Source organism: Paraglaciecola sp. IT1134, assembly GCF_058068185.1.
Map to the genome: position 1 here is coordinate 1,178,252 of NZ_CM176486.1, position 20,707 is coordinate 1,198,958.

Consider the following 20,707-nt stretch of genomic DNA (forward strand, 5'->3'; position numbering starts at 1 on the left):
TGACAACCCAGCGTCTGCACCAAATTAGTACTGCGTAGCACCTTATTGGTGCGTTAAAACTGGTGGATCCTACTTTTACCGCCATGCAATGGCGCTGGAATAGGCGATACTATTGATTTTGTGCTTGGCACGATAATCGCTTGCTGATCGCTTAGGTCAGAAAATTTTATTAGTTATTAAAACCCTATTGTTTAATCTGGAGTACATAATGTCAGTTGAAAAAGCTTTAAATTTTATACAAGAGAATGAAGCGAAATTTGTTGATTTACGTTTTACCGATACTAAGGGCAAAGAAATGCATATTTCTATTCCCGCTCACCAGATCACAGAAGAATTCTTTGAAGAAGGTAAAATGTTTGACGGTTCGTCAATCGCGGGTTGGAAAGGCATCAGCGAATCCGACATGATCCTCATGCCCGATACCGAAACCTTAGTGCTTGACCCTTTCGCCGAAGAAACTCAAATCAATATTCGCTGTGATATTTTAGAGCCCACTACTATGCAAGGGTATGACCGGGATCCTCGTTCAGTGGCCGCTCGTGCTGAAGAATACCTGAAGTCTACAGGCATTGGTGACAAGGTGTTATTTGGTCCAGAACCCGAATTTTTTCTGTTCGACGATGTACGTTTTCACACCGATATGGCAGGCTCTTTCTTCAAAATTAATTCGTCTGAAGCAAAGTGGAGTTCTGGCTCAGAATACGAAGACGGTAACATGGCTCACCGTCCTGGCGTGAAAGGCGGTTATTTTCCGGTGCCTCCAGTTGATTCGTCACATGATATACGCGCTGCCATGTGTATGGTGATGGAAGAAATGGGTTTGACCGTAGAAGCACACCACCATGAAGTGGCGACAGCCGGTCAAAACGAAATTGCCTGCTTGTTTAATACGCTTGTTAAAAAAGCCGATGAAATTCAAATCTATAAGTATGTTGTGCACAATGTTGCCCACGCTTACGGACAAACCGCCACCTTTATGCCTAAGCCATTAGTTGGCGATAACGGTTCAGGTATGCATTGTCACCAATCAATCAGTAAAGACGGTAAAAACATTTTCGCCGGCGACAAATACGCGGGTTTATCAGAAGATGCCCTGTTCTACATAGGCGGTACAATCAAACATGCACGCGCAATCAACGCGTTTGCTAATGCCTCGACTAACTCTTATAAGCGTTTAGTCCCAGGTTTTGAAGCACCTGTTATGTTGGCCTATTCTGCTCGTAACCGTTCAGCTTCGATTCGTATACCTTTTGTAAACAGTGAAAAAGCCCGGCGCATTGAAGTGCGTTTCCCTGATCCAACCGCTAACCCTTATTTAGCGTTTACCGCTATGTTAATGGCTGGCTTGGACGGGATCAAAAACAAAATCCATCCTGGTGATCCAATGGACAAAGATTTGTATGATCTGCCTCCTGAAGAAGCCGCTGAAATCCCCACCGTTGCCACCACTTTGGAGCAAGCACTGGAAGCACTGGACAATGATCGTGATTTCTTAACTATTGGCGGCGTCATGACTGACGATTCGATAGATGCGTATATCAAGCTTAAACAAGAAGAAGTTCAATTGTTGGCTACCTCGGTTCATCCGGTGGAGTTTGACCTGTATTACAGCGTGTAACACTGGTTTGATTTGGCGTCTTGTTTAGGCGCCATAGTTCTAGCGATATATTAATTAATACCTAGCCTGCTAAAAGTAGGCTTTTTTTTAACCACTAGCTTGTTAGAATGGCCTACTTAAGTAATTAATAGGCTGGTTATGAAATATCCTATTTATCCACTGCTACTTTTACTGTTTGCCCAAGTTAACAGCGCGCAGGTCTATAAAGCTGTCACCCCCACTGGGGAGGTGATTTACAGTGATTCGCCGTCTGAAAATGCCGAGCCTATTGAGCTCAATTCAAACTTGGTCATCGAACCCCTTGGCGCTGCCCAGCTTAAGCCCGTCAACTCCAACCAATCAAAAAGATCTGACATTGATTACCAGCTAAGGATCCTTAGTCCCCAACCAGAACAAACGATCCGCACCAATATAGGGCAGTTGCTTATTCGGGCTGACTTGACACCAGTGGCTAGCGGGCGTTTTAAACTGCATCTTAATGAACGAGAAATCGTACAAAAACAACCGCTATTTCAACTAGATAATTTAGATCGGGGGGAATATCAATTCTACATTGAGTACATAGGTAACTCAGGCAAGATCCTTGCATCTACTAAACAGCAGACATTTTATCTGCATAAAGCTTCGGCTCTGATCAACGCAAACTAGCCTCCTAGCGCTAAGTTTGCGATGAACTAGAGATGGGGAATAAATCTTAAGCACCAACTTGGTGCAACCTGATATAATGAGTCTATGCCTGCTAGTAAGAAATTAGAAACATTGTTGGACCACCTCTCTACAGCCGTATTGTTGCTGGACGGAGATCTTGTCGTCAGGGCGGCGAACCATGCCGCCCAAGCGATGTTAGAACGCAGCTTGAACTTGCTCATCGATCGTCCCATTGAACAGATGATCACCCAGTCCAGTCTCGATTTCATGCGTTTTAAACAGGATATGCAGCATGGCGAAGGATATTCAGACGGGGACGTGCAGCTCACCTTTGCTGATGGGCGCCATACCCATGCTGATGTAACGGTTACCTGTATTAACGATGGTTCAGGTTTGAGTTTGCTGCTCGAAATACGTTTGATTGAACAGCAAAAAAGGATCAGCCAGGAGTCACAGCAATGGGCCCAGCAACAAGCAGCTCGGGAACTTATCCGTGGTCTGGCCCATGAAATAAAAAACCCCTTGGGTGGCATCCGTGGTGCGGCGCAATTGTTGGAAAAAGAGTTGCCGTCTCCCGAGCTGAAAGAATTCACCAGTATGATAATCGAACAGTCTGATCGTTTGCGTAACCTGGTCGACCGCCTGTTAGGGCCCAATTCTCGGCCTGATTTTCAATGGCATAACGTACATCAGGTACTTGAGAAAGTGCTTACTTTAGTGCAGCTCGATTTAAGCCATAACATTTCAATAAGCCGGGATTATGATCCGAGTATCCCTGATGGCTTGCTCGATCAGGACATGTTCCAGCAGGCGGTGTTGAATATTATACGCAATAGTATTCAGGCCATCACGACACAGGAACACGCTCAAGGGGAGATCAGGGTTGTCACCAGAATTGAACGCCAACTGACGATACACGGAATTCGTCATCCTCTTGGGGTGAAAATAACCCTAATAGATAATGGGCCAGGTATACCAAACGATCTCAAAGATACGCTGTTTTACCCGATGGTTACCGGTAAAAAAGACGGGACCGGTTTGGGGTTGTCCATCGCCCAGACGCTTATCGATCATCACAAAGGCAAAATCGAGGTCGAAAGTTGGCCTGGACATACCGAATTTACGCTTTATATACCAATAGACCGAAAGGAACCTAATTCATGAGTGCAGAACCAGTTTGGATAGTGGATGACGATAGTTCCATTCGTTGGGTGTTACAAAAAGCCCTGCAAGCAGCCAGTATTCCGTGTTTTAGCTTCGACAATCCAGAAGATTTACTGCTGCAATTACAGACTGCCCAGCCGCCGGAAGTGATCGTATCAGATATTCGCATGCCGCAAATGGATGGCATGGCCTTACTCGAAGAAGTGCACAAACGTTATCCCAGTATTCCGGTGATTATTATGACCGCCCATTCTGATTTGGACAGCGCAGTAAACGCTTATCAAAATGGTGCATTTGAGTATTTACCCAAACCCTTTGATATAGATGAAGCGGTTGGTTTGGTGCGCAGGGCCCTGACCCATGTGCGGGAACAATCTAAAAGCAGCCAGCGCCCTGTATTAGCCACAGCCACAGAAATCATCGGCGAAGCCCCTGCGATGCAAGAAGTGTTTCGTGCCGTTGGCCGGTTGTCTCGTTCAAGTATCAGTGTCTTAATTAATGGGCAGTCCGGCACAGGCAAAGAGTTGGTCGCTCAAGCCTTGCATCGCCATAGTCCCCGCTCCCAACAGACCTTCATCGCTCTCAATATGGCTGCTATTCCCGCTGACCTGATAGAATCTGAATTGTTTGGTCACGAAAAGGGAGCCTTCACCGGGGCCCAGAACGCCCGGCAAGGAAGATTCGAGCAGGCTAATGGCGGCACATTGTTTTTGGATGAGATAGGGGATATGCCCTTAGATGTTCAAACTCGGTTGCTGCGAGTGTTGGCGGACGGGCAATTTTATCGGGTCGGTGGCCATAACCCTGTAACTGTGGATGTGAGGATCATAGCCGCAACTCACCAAAATCTTGAGCAAAGAGTGGCAGATGGCAAGTTTCGAGAGGATCTGTTTCATCGTCTTAACGTGATCCGGATCCATATCCCACGCTTGACAGAAAGGCGAGAGGATATTCCCTTGTTAGCCGGCCATTTTTTGCAAAAAGCGGCAGTGGAATTATCGGTTGAAGTGAAATCATTGAGCAAAGACACCAAAAAAATCCTTAGCCAGTTACCCTGGCCAGGCAATGTCAGGCAATTGGAGAACGTCTGCCGATGGTTAACTGTAATGGCCAGCGGACAGGAAGTGCTGCCCCATGACTTACCACCAGAAATTCACGAACAACCATTGTCAAAAGAACTTGATACCCAACACGGCGACTGGCGGTTATTGCTGGCAAACTGGGCAGATACTCAGCTACAGTCGGGACACAATAATATTTTGGATGAAGCACAGCTGAGTTTTGAGCGTATTTTATTGGAACGAGCCTTGTTTTATACCCATGGCCATAAACAGGATGCGGCTAAAAGACTAGGTTGGGGCCGTAATACCCTGACCCGCAAACTGAAAGAGCTGAATATGTGAGGTTCGGATACTAGTAGTTCGCTGGACAGTGTTTTGGGGGCCGGCTGCCTACTAGTGTTATCTTGGTCTATTTGGTCAGTAAGGACGCCATGGAATGGTTGAATATTTTTAACCATCTTTTACTCATGTTTCCTTCTTTGATGCGGTTGATTTCAATCACCGCACGTTTTTTAGGATGTACCACATGTTCTAAATGTGCCCGGTTGTGCGTAATGGCATCGAATGTATCCAAAATGCCTAACAACTGCGCACCATCACATATGTCTGCTTCTTTTAATCCCAAAGGGTAACCCGTGCCATCCATGCGTTCATGATGTTGCATAACGATTTTCCTGGCCTCGTTCCAATGATTCAAATGCTCAAGCAAACGTGCGCTTTTATAAACATGGGAACGCATCAGGTTAAACTCAGTATCGGAAATACGCCCTTTTTTATGTAAAACTTCAACCGGCATAAATGCCATGCCAAAATCGTGCATGTAACAGGCAACGGCAAGTTGGTCTTCATCTATTGGGGAGCCAGCAAACTTATTTACATAGGCTGCTAACTTGGCAATTCTGTCACCCCGCCCGTTCCAGAAAGTGGAGCGTTTTTCTATCGGCTTCATCAGCTCTCTGAAAAACAAGATATCTGCATGTTTTTCCACACTGAGATGTTTGGGTATGCCACTGTGGGCCAGACCAACAGGACGCTTTAACTCATTGGAAGAAAGTGATTGATTGTCATCTAAGGATCGGGTGTCCAGGCGGGGGTCTAGCAGTAAGACCGTTTCGGCCAGAATTCTTTCGTGCTGTTCACTGTTACCCGGGATTATTTTAGAAATTTGAGCCACGAGTTGATGAAATAAAACTTCGTCATATTCCGCGTGGCCATTTTTGATGCAACTTTCCACAAAAATTTTCACCCTGTCCATGGTCAGTAATACCAGATCACTCATATTGCTGGTGTAGTTAATCTGGCCTTTACGCAATAAATCCAGCAGATCTTCCACGTGTTGCAAAAGGGGCATCATGGGGCTGAAGTTGACTAAACCCAGATCGCCTTTGATGGTATGGATGGAGCGAAATAGTGAACGTTGCAGTTCGTTATCCTGAGGTTTGATTTCTAGCTCGATTAAGGTCTGTTCACTGGCTTCGTACAGCTCATTAATTTCTTCAAGTAAATCGTTGAGTATGTCGTCGTCTAGATCTTCATGGGTGAAGGTTTGCATGAATGAGGTTGCCTTAATGGTTTTTTATTTTCTCAGCACTGTTGCCTAGGGCTATCGGCTGTTTTATGAAAAAAATTAAAAGTTTTAACGATTATCCAGCTTTGTTGCGGATATAATTATCACTAATCAGACATGCTTGAGGTAAAAACTGGTTATAATCGACGGCCAAGTTCTTCCCAGGATCAAATGTGTTAGCGCTTTTACGAATATTTTGTATTTTCTTTTATTTTCTATTTATCAATATTCTACTTATTTTGATTTGTATAGGACGCCCATTTCATCGGGATAATGTGCATGTGGCAGGCAAACTGTATAGCTCCACCTCCAGGTTGCTTGGCTTGAAGCTTGAAGTGCGTGTTTCCGAAAAAACTCGTGCTCACGGGCCCTTTGTGTTTATCGCCAATCACCAAAATAGCTATGACATCCTGACTATTTGTGCGGCGGCGTTAAAAGGAACGGTGACGGTAGGTAAGAAGAGCTTAAAATGGATCCCCTTATTTGGTCAAGTCTATTGGTTGTCCGGAAACATTATGATCGACCGCAAAAACTCAGGCAAAGCAATAGATACCCTGAATAGTTCTGTGCTAAAAATGCAGCAGCGAAACTTGTCTGTGTGGTTTTTCCCTGAAGGGACGCGCAGTTACGGGCGCGGTTTATTGCCATTTAAATCCGGCGCATTTCGCATCGCAAAAGCGGCAAATAAGGCAATGGTGACCGTATGTGCCAGTAATATGGACAATAAAATCAAGCTAAATCGCTGGAATAACGGCACCTTAATTATAGAAGTGGGTGAGCCTGTGATGCTGGATGACAGTAAATCCGTAAAAGAGTGGACAGAGCACTTTTATCAGCAAATGAAGGTCAGTATTGCAAAATTAGACAGTGAAGTTGCTCAGCGCTCGCGATAAACTTGTTTTAATTACTGGTTATAGGAAAACACATGAGCACAGATCAACAAACTCAGACACAATGGTTTGAATTTAATCAAGAAACGGTCGAGGCCCTAATTGAAGACGGCAGTGATGGCACGAAACCCCATACCATTGAATATCACTTTGCGGGTTCAGACTTCGATGTCTTGGAAAAAGCTGCTGTGGACGTTTTTAAAGCCGGCTTTGAGGTTGGGGATGCCGAAGAGCTTGTATTAGATGATGGCGGAGTCGTATTTTGTTTTGATGCCGTGGTAGAACGTTTACTGGAAACTGAACTGCTAAACCAGGATACCCTGAAATTACTGGTTATCGCCGCCAAATATAAAATCCATTACGACGGTTGGGGCACCTATTTTATCGAATCAGAATAAACTTATGTCCGGGCCATCAACTTGTTGGAGGCAAGTATGAAGTTAACCCAAGCTTAAGGTTATCTTCAGCTTTTATTCATCGTGCAAGTCACACACTTTGCCTATCTAAATAGGAGAGTGTGTGATGAATATTAAAGTGATTATCAGTCTGTTGTGTGTGTTTACGGTTGGCGCTCAGGCAAGCATAGCTACCAAAGATTGGTCTGCTAAATCCACTGACAAGCAGTTTAACCAAGAACTGACTACGCTGGAAAAATCTTCTACAAACTCAATTTCTATTACAGCACCTCAGGCAAAATCGACTGCTGCAGCAAAATCAGGTCAAACAGTTACCGTAAAAAACGCCCAGCTTCAAGGGGCGAAATCACTCAGCCTCAGGCCTCAAACTAAATCTGCTAATACGGATTTTTGGGTATACGATGCACAGGTATTCTTTCACGGCGACCTAGATTACGACGGATATTTCCATCATTTTAGTATCGACTTAGACGTGGACACTTACTTTGGGCATGCGCAAGTGTACGCCAGACTGTATTTAGGCCGGGGCGATGAATTCCGTGAATTTCATACTACCTCTACCTTTGTGGTTGATGGCGAAAGTAGTGACGATATATTTACCGTGGAAAGCGAATTATTGTCAGGTTTCCCCCCCGATGACTACGAAGTGCTGATTGAAATATACGATGCCTACAACGACGAATTAGTTGCTGTCTACGATGGTTATGATGACGCCGATTTGTATTTATTAAGCCTGGAAAGCAGTGACTACGAAACTGTCTATGTTGAACCGGATGTGGTGGTGGTCCAGGCTGGGGGAAGCCTGGGGTTATTGGGTTGGTTATTGTTGCCCTTAGTGGTCGCCAGACGGTTGACTATTGGTCGAGACTAGTCTGTGTCATCAACGACTTCAGTTATGACTTTGTGTACCAGTCTGACTCTTCCTTGCTGGATCAGCGCGTCTCGTAAGACATATTCAATCTGCGCATTAACGCTGCGCAGATCATCTTCTGCCCAGCGTTGTAATGCCGCCAATATATCGCTGCTTATGCGCAGCGGATAGGCTTTTTTAGCCAAAACCTAGCCTCGAATCAGTTGTGTTACTGGTTATCATTAATATAAAGTTCCTGTGTTAATGACCGGTTGAGTATGTTTGTCACTACACAGTACTACCAGCAAATTACTTACCATATTTGCTTTACGTTCTTCGTCCAGTTCAACCACATTTTTTTCACTAAGTCTCGCTAATGCCATCTCTACCATTCCTACAGCACCTTCCACAATTTTACTTCTGGCGGCGATAATAGCAGTGGCTTGCTGACGCTGCAGCATGGCACTGGCGATTTCCTGTGCATAAGCTAGGTGGCTGATCCTGGCTTCATGTACCGTTACCCCGGCTTTACCTAGCCGCTCTTGAATTTCAGCCTTGAGAATATCTGAGATGACCTGGGGGTGGCTGCGCAAGGCAATCTCGCTGTTGTCATCGTCCCGTGGATCATAAGCGTAGCTGCTAGCCATATTGCGCAGTGCCGACTCGCTTTGAATGGTGACATAACTTTCGTAGCTATCGACTTCAAACATGGCTTCTGCGGTATCGGTCACAGACCAAACGACTATGGTGGCGATTTCCACCGGATTGCCCATATTATCATTCACCTTAATTTTAGCAGACTCAAAATTTCGAATACGTAAAGAAATCGCCTGACGCAGAAATAACGGGATAGTCCAGCGCAGGCCACTGCGTTTTTCGGTCCCGACATAGCTGCCAAATAAGGTCATAACCCTGCCCTGATTCGGCTGGACCATAAAAAATCCGGCCCAACATACGGCGACAATAACGGAGGCGATGGCGGCAATTATTTGTAGTGTGCCGGTGAGAAACATTATCAAAAAAGCACTTTGTAGCAGGGGTAAAACTAAACAGAAAACCAGATAGCCATTTAGTGAAAATCCTTGTTTTTCAGTGATCATGTTTTAACTTATATTTTGATATCACAATGATATCAAAATAGTGGGTGTTTTTGCAGCTGTCAATATTTTGCAAACATTTGAGTGAGTAATTTTCTCGCTATAGTGTCACATGGGAAAAAATACCGAAAAAGTGCGGACTAAACGGTCAGGTTTGCTGGAATATTAACCAGTCCTATGCGAATATCCGTAGGCAAAAGTGGTTGTACCTTTGCTTTATGACCGTAATACAGATGTCACAGAAGTATAAGAACATTGCTTTTAAATAAAATTATAACAAGCCAGTTCACTGGCACTTACCAAGTATTTTAGGAGAAACGATGAACCTTAAATATCCAGCGATGTTAGCGTTGTTTTGTGCCTCTACAGCACATGCGACCAGCGTATTTATCAATGAAATTCATTACGACAACACTGATGGTGATGTCGGTGAATTTATCGAGATAGCGGCGCCTCAAGGGACTGACCTAACCGGTTGGTCGGTAGCGCTATACAATGGGTCTTCTACCCAGCGCAGTGTGTACGCAACCGAAACGCTTTCTGGCGTAGTGCCAGACCAGAGTGGCGGCTATGGCTTTGTGACAGTTTATCCCAACAGCATTCAAAACGGCGGTCCCGACGGTATGGCATTGGTTGATGCCGACGGGAACATCGTGCAATTTCTAAGCTACGAAGGCAGCTTTGAAGCGGCCAGTGGCCCAGCGGCGGGACTAACCAGTGTTGATATCGGTGTCGCAGAGTCTGGCGGGACTCTTGTAGGCTTTTCTGTGCAATTATCTGGCAGCGGCAGTGAATATGCAGATTTTAGCTGGCAAACAGAAGCCGCAGAAACCCCGGATAATATCAATAACGACCAGTCTTTTGGCGGCGCAGTAAAGGACAGCGCACCTAACGTTGTCGTTCGCCCAGCAAACGGTGAATCAAACGTGGCGGTTGATGCCAACATCAGCTTAACCTTTAGTGAGGCGGTGGTGATTAGCGGCTATAACACGATTAATTGTGTCAGTGAAGTAGCCATTGCTGTGACAGCCACGGGTGAGGGTACAAGCTATCTGCTTGATCCTGATCAAGATTTCGCATCAGGCGATAGCTGTAGCTTTACCGTCAGCGCCGCCGACGTGACTGACTTAGACGGCGAGCCGGATAATATGGCTGAAGATGTCACTGTTTCGTTCAATGTGATTGATAGCAGCGTAACGGTTAGCCTAGTGATCAATGAATTCCAGGCGGACCCCGCTGGTGATATCAGCGGCGATGCCAATGGCGATGGTGTGCGTGACTCTGGCGACGATGAATTCGTTGAGCTGGTCAATGCCGGCGATACTGACATTGATTTAAGCAACTGGACATTGAGTGATGGATTCGGCGTACGACATACTTTTCCTTCTGGTTCAGTGATTGAAGCCGGTTGTGCGGCAGTAGTGTTTGGTGGCGGTGCACCCCAAGGCATATTTGGTGGCACCCTAGTCCAAACAGCGTCTACTGGTACTGTTGGATTTAATAATGGTGGCGATATCATCACAGTCACCAACGGCGTCAGCACCTTTGAAGTTGTATATGGCTCTGAAGGTGGTAACAACCAATCCCTAACGTTAAATCCTGACGTAACAGGCGATACTTATAGCGCGCACTCACAAATACCCCAAGCCAATGGCACGTTATTCTCACCTGGAACGCAGCTTGATGGCACAGCGTTTGCTGGCTGTACCGTTGCTGATATAGCCCCAACTGTGGTTGATATTACTCCTGCAGATGGTGCGACTGAAGTGGGTCTAGACAGCGTTATCAAACTTACCTTTAGCGAAACAGTCATTGTTTCACAGTGGCCAAGCCTAGTCTGTGAAATAACGGGTGACGTAGCGCTAAATGGTGCGCTAAGTGGTACTGACTTTACCTTATCGCCTACTACGGAGTTTAGCGGCAGCGAAACCTGTACTTTTACCTTACCAGCGGCCTCAGTAGTTGATGTGGATGGTACTCCTGATACATTAGCAAGCGACTTCGTCAGTACCTTCAGCACTGCTGAGTTGTTAGTTTGTGACTCGCCTGAGACTTACACCTATATCTCCGCCGTACAAGGTAACGGCAGTGCTAGCGGCTTTGTTGATCAGACTGTGTTAGTGCAAGCCGCCGTCACTGCGGTATTGCCCGATTCAAATGCCTTCTATATTCAAGAAGAAGCAACTGATAACGACGGTGACAACACCACCTCTGAAGGAGTCTACGTGTTTAACGACAGTGGTGCGTTTAGCATGCCGACAGTAGGCGATGTGGTAGCAATCAAAGGTACGGTATCTGAGTACTTTAATCGTACTCAAATTACCCTCACCTCGGCTCCATTGGTCTGTGGCAACGCAACAATATTGGCAACTGATTTTACTTTACCGGTTGAGTCATTGGACCAGCTTGAATCGTTGGAAGGGATGCTGGTTACCAGCACAGCTGCCTTGACCGTAACAGATAACTTCACTCTAGGGCGTTTTGGGCAAGTTACCTTATCGAATGGGCGCATTTACAACCCAACCAACATCTTTACGCCAGGCTCACCACAAGCCATTGCATTAGCTGCCAGCAACAGCCTGAATCGTGTGTTATTGGATGATGGTAACGACACCAGCAATCCTGAAGTCGTACCTTTCCCCTCAGGCGGTTTATCGACAGACAATACGCTGAGGCTCGGTGACACGGTTTCTGCGTTGACGGGGGTAGTTGGCTTCAGCTTTGGCGATTATCGTATTGTGCCAACCGTAGCACCGACTTTCGCCTCGACTAACCCTCGCACCAGCGAACCGCACTTAACGTTGGGTAACCTCAAAGTAGCTAGCCTCAACGTGTTAAACTTCTTTAATACCATTGATGCTGGTTTGGATATTTGTGGTCCAAATGGCAATGTTGAATGTCGTGGTGCAGATGCTAACGGTACAGATGGTAACGGCTTGACCGAGTTTGACCGTCAAAAAGCTAAAACTGTCGCAGCCATCGTGGCAATGGATGCCGACATAGTAGGTTTGATGGAAATTGAAAATGACGGTTTCGGTGCAGACAGCGCGATTGTTGAGTTGGTTGAAAGTATCAACGTCAAAATGGGCGAAGGTACCTACGCGGTGGTTGATGGTGGCAACACTATTGGCACTGACGCCATTACTGTTGCACTTATCTACAAACCTGAGTCAGTAACACTAAGCGGTGAGTTGCAAATTCTAAATAGCAGCAACTCGATTTCTGACGACAGCGGAGTGTTGTTTGATGACGGCAAAAACCGTCCATCTTTGGCGCAAAAATTCGCCTTAGTTGAAAACGATGAAGAGTTAGTAGTGAGTGTTAACCACCTTAAATCGAAAGGTTCAAGCTGTGGTGAAGGCGATGATGATGTAACCACCGGTCAGGGGAACTGTAACCTCACCCGTACTCGTGCAGCGCAAGCTCTGACTGCCTTTATCACTGAGCAGTTTGGCGAAACACCAGCGCTGATTATCGGTGACTTGAACTCTTACGCGAAGGAAGATCCTATCAGCACCATTATTGGTGCCGGTTACACCGATCTTGCTAACTACTTTGGCGGTGCACAAGCATACTCTTACTCGTTTAACGGTGAGTTAGGTTACTTAGACCACGCGTTAGCCAGCGCCAGCATGCTGGGAAAAGTAGTCGATACCATCGAATGGCACATTAATGCAGACGAACCAATAGTATTGGATTATAACCTTGAATTTCAGTCCGATACTCAGCAAGTAAGTTTGTATGCACCTGACCAATATCGTATGTCTGACCATGATCCTGTGATCATGACATTGCAATTGGACGTTGCCACAGTGTTAGGTGATTTTGATGGTGACGGAGACATAGACAGGTTAGATACCCGTGCATTTATATTAGCAATTGTCCGCAAAAAACCGCTTGATTTGTCGTTGGATTTCAATGACGACGGAAAGGTCACAATCAGAGATGTGTTTTTATTATCTCGCATGTGCACTCGCAGAGGGTGTCGAACCAATTAATAGAATGATTGATCCACAAATAAAAACGATCTAAAAAGGGCGCTCCATGGAGCGCCCTTCTTTATACATTAAAAAATTATTGGGAAGCTTAAAAACGGTGCTAAACGGCAAAGACAAAAATAGCCGTCGCTCAGTGTCGCTTGAAACATTAAAAATGTTTGTTGCGAATTATTAATCTTGTTAGCTTTACACTGATAACGCAATGCAGATCCAGTTTTAGTCGACTAGGAAACTCCTGAAGCAAACAAAAAAGTGAATTTTCTGACCTGATTTAATTATTTTCTAGTGTTTTTTTGTCCTTTATGGGGGACCAGATAATGTCTGGAATTGAGGTTGGGGCAGGTGGTTGCGTTTCCCACTCCATGACAAAAAACATTGGTGTTACGGGGGATTAATTAATACTATTGAATAATCATTAAATGAGGTGGATATGAGCGAAAAAATGGATGATAGCGCCGTGCGGGCGTTAAAGATTGCCTTTAGTTATATGCCCAAAGCCATAGAGGTGACAAAATATGAATATGGTGATCGCTACCAAAAAGTTCTTGAGCATATCGAAGCGGTTAGGGAAGTGTTACTCATCAACGAGGTGGATCCCGAGGAAGTGTCTGGGGAGGTCAATCCTGAAAATACCCCAAACTCTACTTATTAGGAGGAATTCTGACCCTAAAGAGCGCTATGCTTGCCATCAGACTCTTAGCTCAAGTTAAAAACTACGGGTTAGATGGCGTTGAAGTTTATGAGTACTATGGCAATCTGTTTGTGATTATTGGTAATCAAACTGACCGTCGTTAAGGGCCAACAAATCATCGGCACCGCTAAACAGGTTTGTTTTGAAGCTCTCTTTGCGGGGTAATAAGCGTTTCAAGAAAAAGGCACAGGTATTGCGTTTTCCATCTCGAATATTTACAGAATCGACGCGCTGGGCACTGTCGGCCATACTTAACCAAATAACGCCCAGCAAGCTGTACGCACTATAATGCATATAGTCATAAGCCGCCCCAGCCAGATCTGTGGGGCTCAGGGCCATGAGTTTTTCTGAGGTTTCTAACCATTCCATAAGGATACCCGCCGCACGAGTTTTTAAATCCGCTTCCTGAATGTTGTTAACCATTTTCTGGAGCAGGTCATGAGTCTTGGCCAACATCAGCCCCTTGTCTCTGGCTAACTTACGGGAAATTAAATCCAGTGCCTGGATGCCATTAGTACCCTCATATAACAGGGTAATGCGTGCATCGCGAGCTAACTGTTCCATGCCCCATTCGCGAATATAACCATGACCACCAAATATCTGAATGCCCAAATTGCTCACTTCAAGACTCATGTCTGTCATGAAGCCTTTGGCGATAGGGGTTAAAAAAGCGATCACCTGGCCGGCATCCTGCTTTTGTTCACTATTGCCATATTTTTCTATATCCATTTGCTGGGCATATAACATAGCCAGCGCTCGGCAGCCTTCGGTTAAGGCTTTTTGGGTTAATAACATGCGGCTAACATCTGGCTGGTGGATAATAGGATCGGCTTTGCTCTGTGCTTGCTGAATGCCTTGGGGAGCGCGAGACTGTAAACGTTCTCTGGCATAGGCCAGTGCCCCTTGATAAGACGCTTCAGCTATGCCCAAACCTTGTAGGCCTACCTGGAATCGCGCGTCGTTCATCATCGTAAACATACAGGTAAGGCCTTGATTAGCCTCGCCCACTAACCAGCCTTGGGCGCCATCGAAATTCATCACACAGGTAGGGCACGCCTTGATACCCATCTTTTTTTCCAGGCTGCCAACGGACAAACTGTTAGCTTGTCCCGGCTGTCCATTTTCATCGAGTAATAATTTGGGAACCAGGAACAAACTGATCCCTTTAACGCCTTGGGGAGCATCGGGCAGACGCGCCAAAACTAAATGCAGAATGTTACTCGACCAATCCTGATCACCACCGGAAATGAAAATCTTGCTGCCGGTAATATTGAAACTGCCATCTTCATTGGGGGCGGCTTTGGTGGACAGCAAACTCAAGTCGGTACCAGCCTGAGGTTCGGTCAGACACATAGTGCCTGTCCATTCTCCTGAGATTAGCTGCCGCAAATAATTTGTTTTTAACGCATCGCTCCCGTGTTTGTTAACCGCTAAAATAGCGCTTTCGGTTAACATACAGATCAAGCGCCAGCTTAGATTGGCCGAATTGAGCATCTCATGCACAGGTATGGCAACACTATAAGGTAAATCTTGTCCGTCATAATCTGCACTGCCTAACATGGCATTCCAGCCGTTGGCTACATATTCCTGATAGGCTTGGGGGAAACCTTTTGGAGTGATGACCTGACCGTTGACCAGCTTACAGCTTTGTTCGTCACCTTCACGGTTAAGTGGTGCAATAACACCCTCGGCGAACTTTGCCCCCTGACTGAGTATCTCGTTGACCAATTCCTGGTCAAAATCTGCCAGTCCAAGTTGTTGATAGTGTTGTTGTGACTTTAACCAATGATGTAATACAAATTGTAGATCGGTTAGGGGGGCTGTGTATTGGGGCATAGCTAAGACTCTTCTAAAGGCTGGTTATTCGGCGATTATAGCTATATTTACAGGCAATATGCCCATAAATGCTAGATATCCGCTATAAAATGCAATGATGATAGGGCCGTTTTTATTTTCAATATCCCCTCGAGCACATAAAAAGTCCGATTTTGCAGGGAAGTGATAATCGTTAAGGTGACAGTGGCCAGAGATTTTACCGCAAAGGGGCAATAACGACGATTATGCAGGACCAAAAGTTGCGATGAAACGACTGATTTATCAGTTAATTAACCAGATACACCTAAAGTGTAATAAAGCGTTAATATTCAATCACAAATTGTAAAAATTAACGTACTATTCTACTTATTCAACCCCGCTCTCTGGTTGATATCCACCCAGCACAGAACTCAAAAAAAGGTTGTCACCATGTCCAAAGGGCTTAAATTCTCTCCTATCTTGTTGGCCGTTATCATTACCTCTGGGTTGCTGATTTATTTGTATATTCCCAAGCAGGATGAGCAACAAGTTCAAGGTAATAACGTCACCCCCGTTGTTACTCATCAGGTGCGCTCAGAGAAATTTCCGGTCACAGTAGAGGCCCTGGGCACAGCAACGGCGAATGAATCAGTATTATTGACCGCGCAAAAATCAGACATAGTGCAAAGTATAGAATTCGAAGATGGTGACTTGGTTGCCAAAGGTGAATTACTACTCAAATTAAGTGATCGCGAAGAGCGTGCCCGTTTGAACGAGCTGGATATTAATCTCCAAGAAGCTAAACGACAACTGACTAGGGTGGATAACCTGGCGCAGAAAAGCGTTGCCTCCGCTCAGCTACTGGATGAACAACAAGCCCGGGTGAAGGCGTTGAAAGCCCAACAGGAAGTGGCCAAGGCCCAGCTAGACGAGCTCGAATTGCGGGCACCATTTGCTGGTGTCTTGGGGACTCGCCAAGTGAGTGTTGGGGCGCTGGTGATGCCAGGAGACCTGATCGCTACCCTAGACGATTTACATCTTGTGAAAGTTGACTTCAATATCGCCGAGTCACATTTACCTAGCGTCGCCAAGGGGCAGTTGGTCAGGGCGACCTCTGTTGCGTACCCCGGAGAAACATTCGAAGGCAAAATTTCCAATATCAACTCCCGTGTGGATCCAGTCACCCGAGCCATTCAAATACGCGCCATTATCACTAATGATGACCTGAGACTTCGCCCGGGCATGTTGTTACAAATCAATCTGGAAAAACAAATATTAAACACTTTGGTTGTACCTGAAGGTGCCCTGGTACCCATTGAAGACAAGCAATTTGTATTTGTGATCAAGCAGGACAAGGCGAGTCGAAAAGAAGTCCAAGTCGGGCGCAGAAAACCAGGTGTAGCGCAAATTTTATCAGGTATCGAAGCCGGGGATCAGGTGGTGATTGAAGGCTCCTTGCGCCTCAGAGAAGGCTCGGTTGTCAAGGTGTTAGACGCGCCAGAATTGAAGGGTTAGTTATATGTTACTGTCAGATATTTCTATCAAGCGTCCGGTATTTGCCTCAGTGGTGAATTTATTGCTGATCGTCTTTGGCATAGTGGCTGTGAGCTTTTTATCCCTGCGGGAGTATCCAGATATTGACCCGCCTATAGTGTCCATAAACACCAGTTACACCGGCGCATCGGCATCGATCATCGAAACTCGCATCACTCAGCTGCTCGAAGACCGCATCAGCGGCATTGAGGGGATAAAGAATATCGAGTCGACCAGTAGCAATGGTCGATCATCGATAAGCATTGAATTTAACCTGTCACGTGATATCGATGCCGCCTCTAATGATGTGCGAGAGCGTGTCAGTCGTGCCTTGAATAACTTACCTGATCAAGCGGATCCCCCGGAAGTCTCAAAATCCAACTCAGACGAAGACGCCATCGTCTGGTATAACTTGCGTAGCGACAATATGAGTGTCATGGAACTGACTGACTATGCTGATCGTTATATTGTCGACCGACTGTCTGTAGCAGAAGGTGTCGCCAATGTCAGGCTGGGCGGAGGCCGTACCTATGCCATGAAGGTCTGGTTGGACCGGAACGCCATGGCAGCTCGGAAGATCACTGTGGCTGATATCGAACGAGTGATCAAGTCAGAGAATGTCGAATTACCCGCAGGAGAAGTCGAGTCCGAGCAGCGGGACTTTGAAGTCAGGGTAGCCCGAAGCTATTTGACCCCACAAGATTTTGCCAAGTTGACAGTTAAAGCAGGTGCCGATGGTTATTTGGTCAAACTCGGTGAAGTGGCCACAGTGGAATTGGGGGCAGAAGATGATGAAACCGAATTTCGTGGTGACGGTGTAAATATGATTGGTTTGGGGATCACCAAACAATCAAAAGCCAATACATTGGAGGTCGCCCGAGCCGCACAGGAAGCGATAGACGAGATCCAGAAAACCTTACCGGACAACATCTTTATCGTTCCCAGTTATGATTCATCGGTGTTCATCGAGGCATCCATTGATGAAGTGTATCAAACCTTAGCCATTGCTATGTGTATGGTGGTGCTCGTTATTTATGTATTTTTGGGTAATTTCCGTGCCACGCTTATTCCCGCTATTACGGTACCTGTTTCACTGATTGCAGCATTTATCGTGATGTTCGCCCTGGGCTTTTCAATTAACCTTCTGACCTTGCTGGCGTTGGTACTTGCCATTGGTTTGGTGGTGGATGACGCTATCGTAGTATTGGAGAACATATCCAGACGCATAGAACTTGGTGAACCGCCTTTGCTTGCAGCTTATCGGGGGGCCCGAGAGGTTGGATTCGCCGTTATTGCCACCACCTTGGTGTTGATTGCCGTATTTGTTCCGCTGGTATTTCTGCAGGGGAATATCGGCCGCCTGTTTACCGAGTTTGCCTTGGCGATTGCTGCCGCAGTGGCATTTTCCAGTGTCACCGCCTTAACCCTTACTCCCATGCTCAGTTCTAAATTATTAAAGAAAAATCAGCGAACTTCAGGTTTCGGCCACTGGATAGAGGGCCGCTTTCGTAAGATTGAAAGCCATTATTTTAAGACTCTGGGGCGTACCATACATCAACCATTGTTGATGGCGCTATTAATTGTCGTGAGTTTAGCTGGTTTGTATCGTCTGGCAGAAATACTGCCCAGTGAATTTGTGCCCAAGGAAGACAGGGGCAACTTTTTCATTCAAATTCAGGCTGCAGAAGGGGCAAGTTTCGAAAGTAATAGCGTCAACCTGAAAAAAGTCGAAGACATCCTTCTGCCTTATTTGGATACGGGGGACGTAAACAGGGTTTTGGTACGGACTCCCGGATTTGGCGGCAGTGCGGGCATTGCTATAGTCGGGGCTCCCATTGGTGATGATAAGGTACGTTCCACATTTGAGTTGATGGATGAAGTGAGTGAAAAGTTGTCGGCCATTCCGGATATCCGCGCGTTTGCCATCATGCGCAGCAGCATAGGTGGACGAGGGTTAGGCCGGCCGGTAGAGTTTGTATTGCAGGGTAATACCTATGAAGAGCTGGTGGGCTGGCGCGACAAAGTGCTGGAGATTGCCCAGGAAAATCCGAAATTAGTCAGACTGGATTCTGACTACAAAGAGACCTGGCCTCAACTGTTAATCAATATCAATACCGAGCGTGCTGCGGATTTAGGTGTCTCGGTTAGTGATATCGGCGGCACCCTGGAGACTATGTTAGGGCAACGCAGGGTATCAACCTATTTGGACCAGGGGCAGGAATACGATGTGATCATGGAAGGCTGGGAAGCGGATTATCGTAGCCCACAAAGCATCGACAATATCTATGTCCGTTCTGAGCGGACCGGGGAACTTATCCCGATGGACAACCTGTTAACGGTGCAAGAACGAGCTTCGTCTTCCCGGCTTAATCGATATAATCGCATGCGCAGCATCACTATCAGCGCGAATCTGGCCGACGATTATACTGTGGGACAAGCCTTGGCGTACTTGCGCAACATAGTACAGACAGAGTTGCCTGCTGGGGTGTCTATAGACTACAAAGGCGAATCGCAGCTTTATCAGGAGTCGGGCAACTCTATTCTTTTCATCTTTATCATGGCATTGGCTATCGTTTATCTGATCTTGGCGGCCCAGTTTGAAAGTTGGGTGCATCCGCTGGTTATTATGCTGACTGTACCTTTGGCCCTGATTGGGGCCTTTATCGGGTTATATTTCGGCGGGATGACTTTAAATATATACAGTCAGATCGGACTGGTAATGTTGATTGGTCTGGCGGCCAAAAACGGTATATTGATCGTCGAGTTTGCCAATCAGTTGCGGGATTCAGGTATTGAGTTTGAACAGGCGTTAAAAAAGGCAGCCACCCTGCGGCTGCGGCCAATTGTGATGACTGGCTTCACAACCGTCTTTAGTGCCCTGCCGCTGGTTTTTGCCACTGGGGCGGGGGCAGAAAGCCGAACTGTAATAGGCATGGTTATCTTTTCCGGGGTATTGGTCTCAGCCTTTCTGACTTTGTTTATTGTACCGACTGCCTACTATTGGCTGGCCAGAAATACTGGTTCGCCTCAGGAAATCACCCATAAACTCGAAGAGCTAGAAAAGGAAATACCCTACCGTAAAGGGGAAAATTACTGAGCCGAGTAATTGGCTATATATTCACTTGTAAGGGGCAAAAACCAGTGATGATTTTTAGCCATTTTTGACTGATGTAGCTCGTTACCCTGGTTAGCCTATGGCCTAATAAGTCAGGCAATACTAAGTAAAATCACAATAGCCACAAACCAAGCCAACAAGGCCAAGGTCTTCCAGTAAGGGATGATATTGCTGCGCTTGCGTTTGATTGTAAGTTGTACCTTTGTTTGATTAAGGGGGACGCAGACATAAAAAAACCGGATAAAATATCCGGTTTTTTAAAAGG

Annotated in this window: 15 protein-coding genes; 11 read left to right on the plus strand and 4 right to left on the minus strand. The window is 46.0% G+C overall.

All coding sequences use genetic code 11. The features are described 5' to 3' along the window. Window positions 1-208 precede the first annotated feature (208 nt). The 4 genes from glnA to glnG all read left to right on the plus strand — a co-directional run bounded on the left by glnA (window position 209) and on the right by glnG (window position 4,833). Window positions 209-1,618, plus strand: a complete 1,410-nt coding sequence (glnA, locus tag AC3RV5_RS05135; RefSeq protein WP_489730892.1) for a glutamate--ammonia ligase — start codon at window positions 209-211, stop codon at window positions 1,616-1,618. A gap of 138 nt (window positions 1,619-1,756) precedes the next feature. Further along, entirely contained in the window at window positions 1,757-2,266 is a 510-nt protein-coding gene (locus tag AC3RV5_RS05140; protein ID WP_489730893.1) for a DUF4124 domain-containing protein, read from the plus strand. 84 nt (window positions 2,267-2,350) lie between these two features. Continuing rightward, window positions 2,351-3,430 carry a nitrogen regulation protein NR(II) gene (glnL, locus tag AC3RV5_RS05145; protein WP_489730894.1) on the plus strand — a complete coding sequence of 360 codons (1,080 nt, stop codon included), beginning with the start codon at window positions 2,351-2,353 and terminating at the stop codon, window positions 3,428-3,430. Further along, complete coding sequence (gene glnG, locus AC3RV5_RS05150) at window positions 3,427-4,833, plus strand: nitrogen regulation protein NR(I) (protein ID WP_489730895.1); 1,407 nt, start codon at window positions 3,427-3,429, stop codon at window positions 4,831-4,833. Before glnL ends, glnG begins: the two co-directional genes overlap by 4 nt. 67 nt (window positions 4,834-4,900) lie before the next feature. Here the strand turns inward: glnG and AC3RV5_RS05155 are convergent, their stop codons facing one another. Next, entirely contained in the window at window positions 4,901-6,043 is a 1,143-nt protein-coding gene (locus AC3RV5_RS05155) for an HD domain-containing phosphohydrolase (protein ID WP_489730896.1), read from the minus strand. A 188-nt stretch (window positions 6,044-6,231) separates the two neighbouring features. On the opposite strand from AC3RV5_RS05155, the gene AC3RV5_RS05160 reads away from it, so the two are divergent. From AC3RV5_RS05160 to AC3RV5_RS05170, 3 genes are all read left to right on the plus strand, one after another. Further along, window positions 6,232-6,951: a 1-acylglycerol-3-phosphate O-acyltransferase gene (locus AC3RV5_RS05160; RefSeq protein ID WP_489730897.1), complete on the plus strand. Its 720-nt coding sequence runs from the start codon at window positions 6,232-6,234 to the stop codon at window positions 6,949-6,951. 32 nt (window positions 6,952-6,983) lie between these two features. Continuing rightward, a complete protein-coding gene (gene rraB, locus AC3RV5_RS05165) occupies window positions 6,984-7,346 on the plus strand; it encodes a ribonuclease E inhibitor RraB (RefSeq protein ID WP_489730898.1) in 363 nt (120 codons plus the stop codon). A 124-nt stretch (window positions 7,347-7,470) separates the two neighbouring features. Further along, entirely contained in the window at window positions 7,471-8,235 is a 765-nt protein-coding gene (locus tag AC3RV5_RS05170) for a choice-of-anchor H family protein (protein ID WP_489730899.1), read from the plus strand. On the opposite strand, the gene AC3RV5_RS05175 is transcribed toward AC3RV5_RS05170, so the two are convergent. Then, on the minus strand, window positions 8,232-8,420 hold the full coding sequence (locus AC3RV5_RS05175; protein ID WP_489730900.1) for a type II toxin-antitoxin system antitoxin: 189 nt from the start codon (window positions 8,418-8,420) through the stop codon (window positions 8,232-8,234). The two genes, AC3RV5_RS05170 and AC3RV5_RS05175, sit on opposite strands and share 4 nt — an antisense overlap. A gap of 36 nt (window positions 8,421-8,456) precedes the next feature. Beyond that, window positions 8,457-9,314, minus strand: a complete 858-nt coding sequence (locus AC3RV5_RS05180; protein WP_489730901.1) for an SPFH domain-containing protein — start codon at window positions 9,312-9,314, stop codon at window positions 8,457-8,459. Between the two features lie 317 nt (window positions 9,315-9,631). Between AC3RV5_RS05180 and AC3RV5_RS05185 the strand changes: the two genes are divergently transcribed. Together AC3RV5_RS05185 and AC3RV5_RS05190 are read left to right on the plus strand one after the other, a co-directional pair. After that, window positions 9,632-13,309 carry an ExeM/NucH family extracellular endonuclease gene (locus AC3RV5_RS05185; RefSeq protein WP_489730902.1) on the plus strand — a complete coding sequence of 1,226 codons (3,678 nt, stop codon included), beginning with the start codon at window positions 9,632-9,634 and terminating at the stop codon, window positions 13,307-13,309. A gap of 430 nt (window positions 13,310-13,739) precedes the next feature. Beyond that, window positions 13,740-13,961 carry a penicillin-binding protein gene (locus tag AC3RV5_RS05190; RefSeq protein WP_489730903.1) on the plus strand — a complete coding sequence of 74 codons (222 nt, stop codon included), beginning with the start codon at window positions 13,740-13,742 and terminating at the stop codon, window positions 13,959-13,961. 114 nt (window positions 13,962-14,075) lie between these two features. On the opposite strand, the gene AC3RV5_RS05195 is transcribed toward AC3RV5_RS05190, so the two are convergent. Beyond that, window positions 14,076-15,836, minus strand: coding sequence for an acyl-CoA dehydrogenase family protein (locus tag AC3RV5_RS05195; protein ID WP_489730904.1), 1,761 nt, complete (start codon window positions 15,834-15,836; stop codon window positions 14,076-14,078). Between the two features lie 408 nt (window positions 15,837-16,244). Here AC3RV5_RS05195 and AC3RV5_RS05200 point away from each other — a divergent pair, with 408 nt between their 5' ends. Both AC3RV5_RS05200 and AC3RV5_RS05205 read left to right on the plus strand, forming a co-directional pair. Continuing rightward, a complete protein-coding gene (locus AC3RV5_RS05200; protein ID WP_489730905.1) occupies window positions 16,245-17,309 on the plus strand; it encodes an efflux RND transporter periplasmic adaptor subunit in 1,065 nt (354 codons plus the stop codon). 4 nt (window positions 17,310-17,313) lie between these two features. Next, window positions 17,314-20,424, plus strand: a complete 3,111-nt coding sequence (locus AC3RV5_RS05205; protein WP_489730906.1) for an efflux RND transporter permease subunit — start codon at window positions 17,314-17,316, stop codon at window positions 20,422-20,424. The last annotated feature ends 283 nt before the right edge of the window (window positions 20,425-20,707 follow it).

Bases quoted from the DNA above. Each gene is read 5' to 3' on its own strand.
- glnA (WP_489730892.1), top strand. From the start codon at position 209: ATGTCAGTTGAAAAAGCTTTAAATTTTATACAAGAGAATGAAGCGAAA.
- AC3RV5_RS05200 (WP_489730905.1), top strand. From the start codon at position 16,245: ATGTCCAAAGGGCTTAAATTCTCTCCTATCTTGTTGGCCGTTATCATT.
- AC3RV5_RS05205 (WP_489730906.1), top strand. From the start codon at position 17,314: ATGTTACTGTCAGATATTTCTATCAAGCGTCCGGTATTTGCCTCAGTG.
- AC3RV5_RS05195 (WP_489730904.1), bottom strand. From the start codon at position 15,836: ATGCCCCAATACACAGCCCCCCTAACCGATCTACAATTTGTATTACAT.
- glnG (WP_489730895.1), top strand. From the start codon at position 3,427: ATGAGTGCAGAACCAGTTTGGATAGTGGATGACGATAGTTCCATTCGT.
- AC3RV5_RS05155 (WP_489730896.1), bottom strand. From the start codon at position 6,043: ATGCAAACCTTCACCCATGAAGATCTAGACGACGACATACTCAACGAT.
- rraB (WP_489730898.1), top strand. From the start codon at position 6,984: ATGAGCACAGATCAACAAACTCAGACACAATGGTTTGAATTTAATCAA.
- AC3RV5_RS05190 (WP_489730903.1), top strand. From the start codon at position 13,740: ATGAGCGAAAAAATGGATGATAGCGCCGTGCGGGCGTTAAAGATTGCC.
- AC3RV5_RS05170 (WP_489730899.1), top strand. From the start codon at position 7,471: ATGAATATTAAAGTGATTATCAGTCTGTTGTGTGTGTTTACGGTTGGC.
- AC3RV5_RS05140 (WP_489730893.1), top strand. From the start codon at position 1,757: ATGAAATATCCTATTTATCCACTGCTACTTTTACTGTTTGCCCAAGTT.
- glnL (WP_489730894.1), top strand. From the start codon at position 2,351: ATGCCTGCTAGTAAGAAATTAGAAACATTGTTGGACCACCTCTCTACA.
- AC3RV5_RS05185 (WP_489730902.1), top strand. From the start codon at position 9,632: ATGAACCTTAAATATCCAGCGATGTTAGCGTTGTTTTGTGCCTCTACA.
- AC3RV5_RS05180 (WP_489730901.1), bottom strand. From the start codon at position 9,314: ATGATCACTGAAAAACAAGGATTTTCACTAAATGGCTATCTGGTTTTC.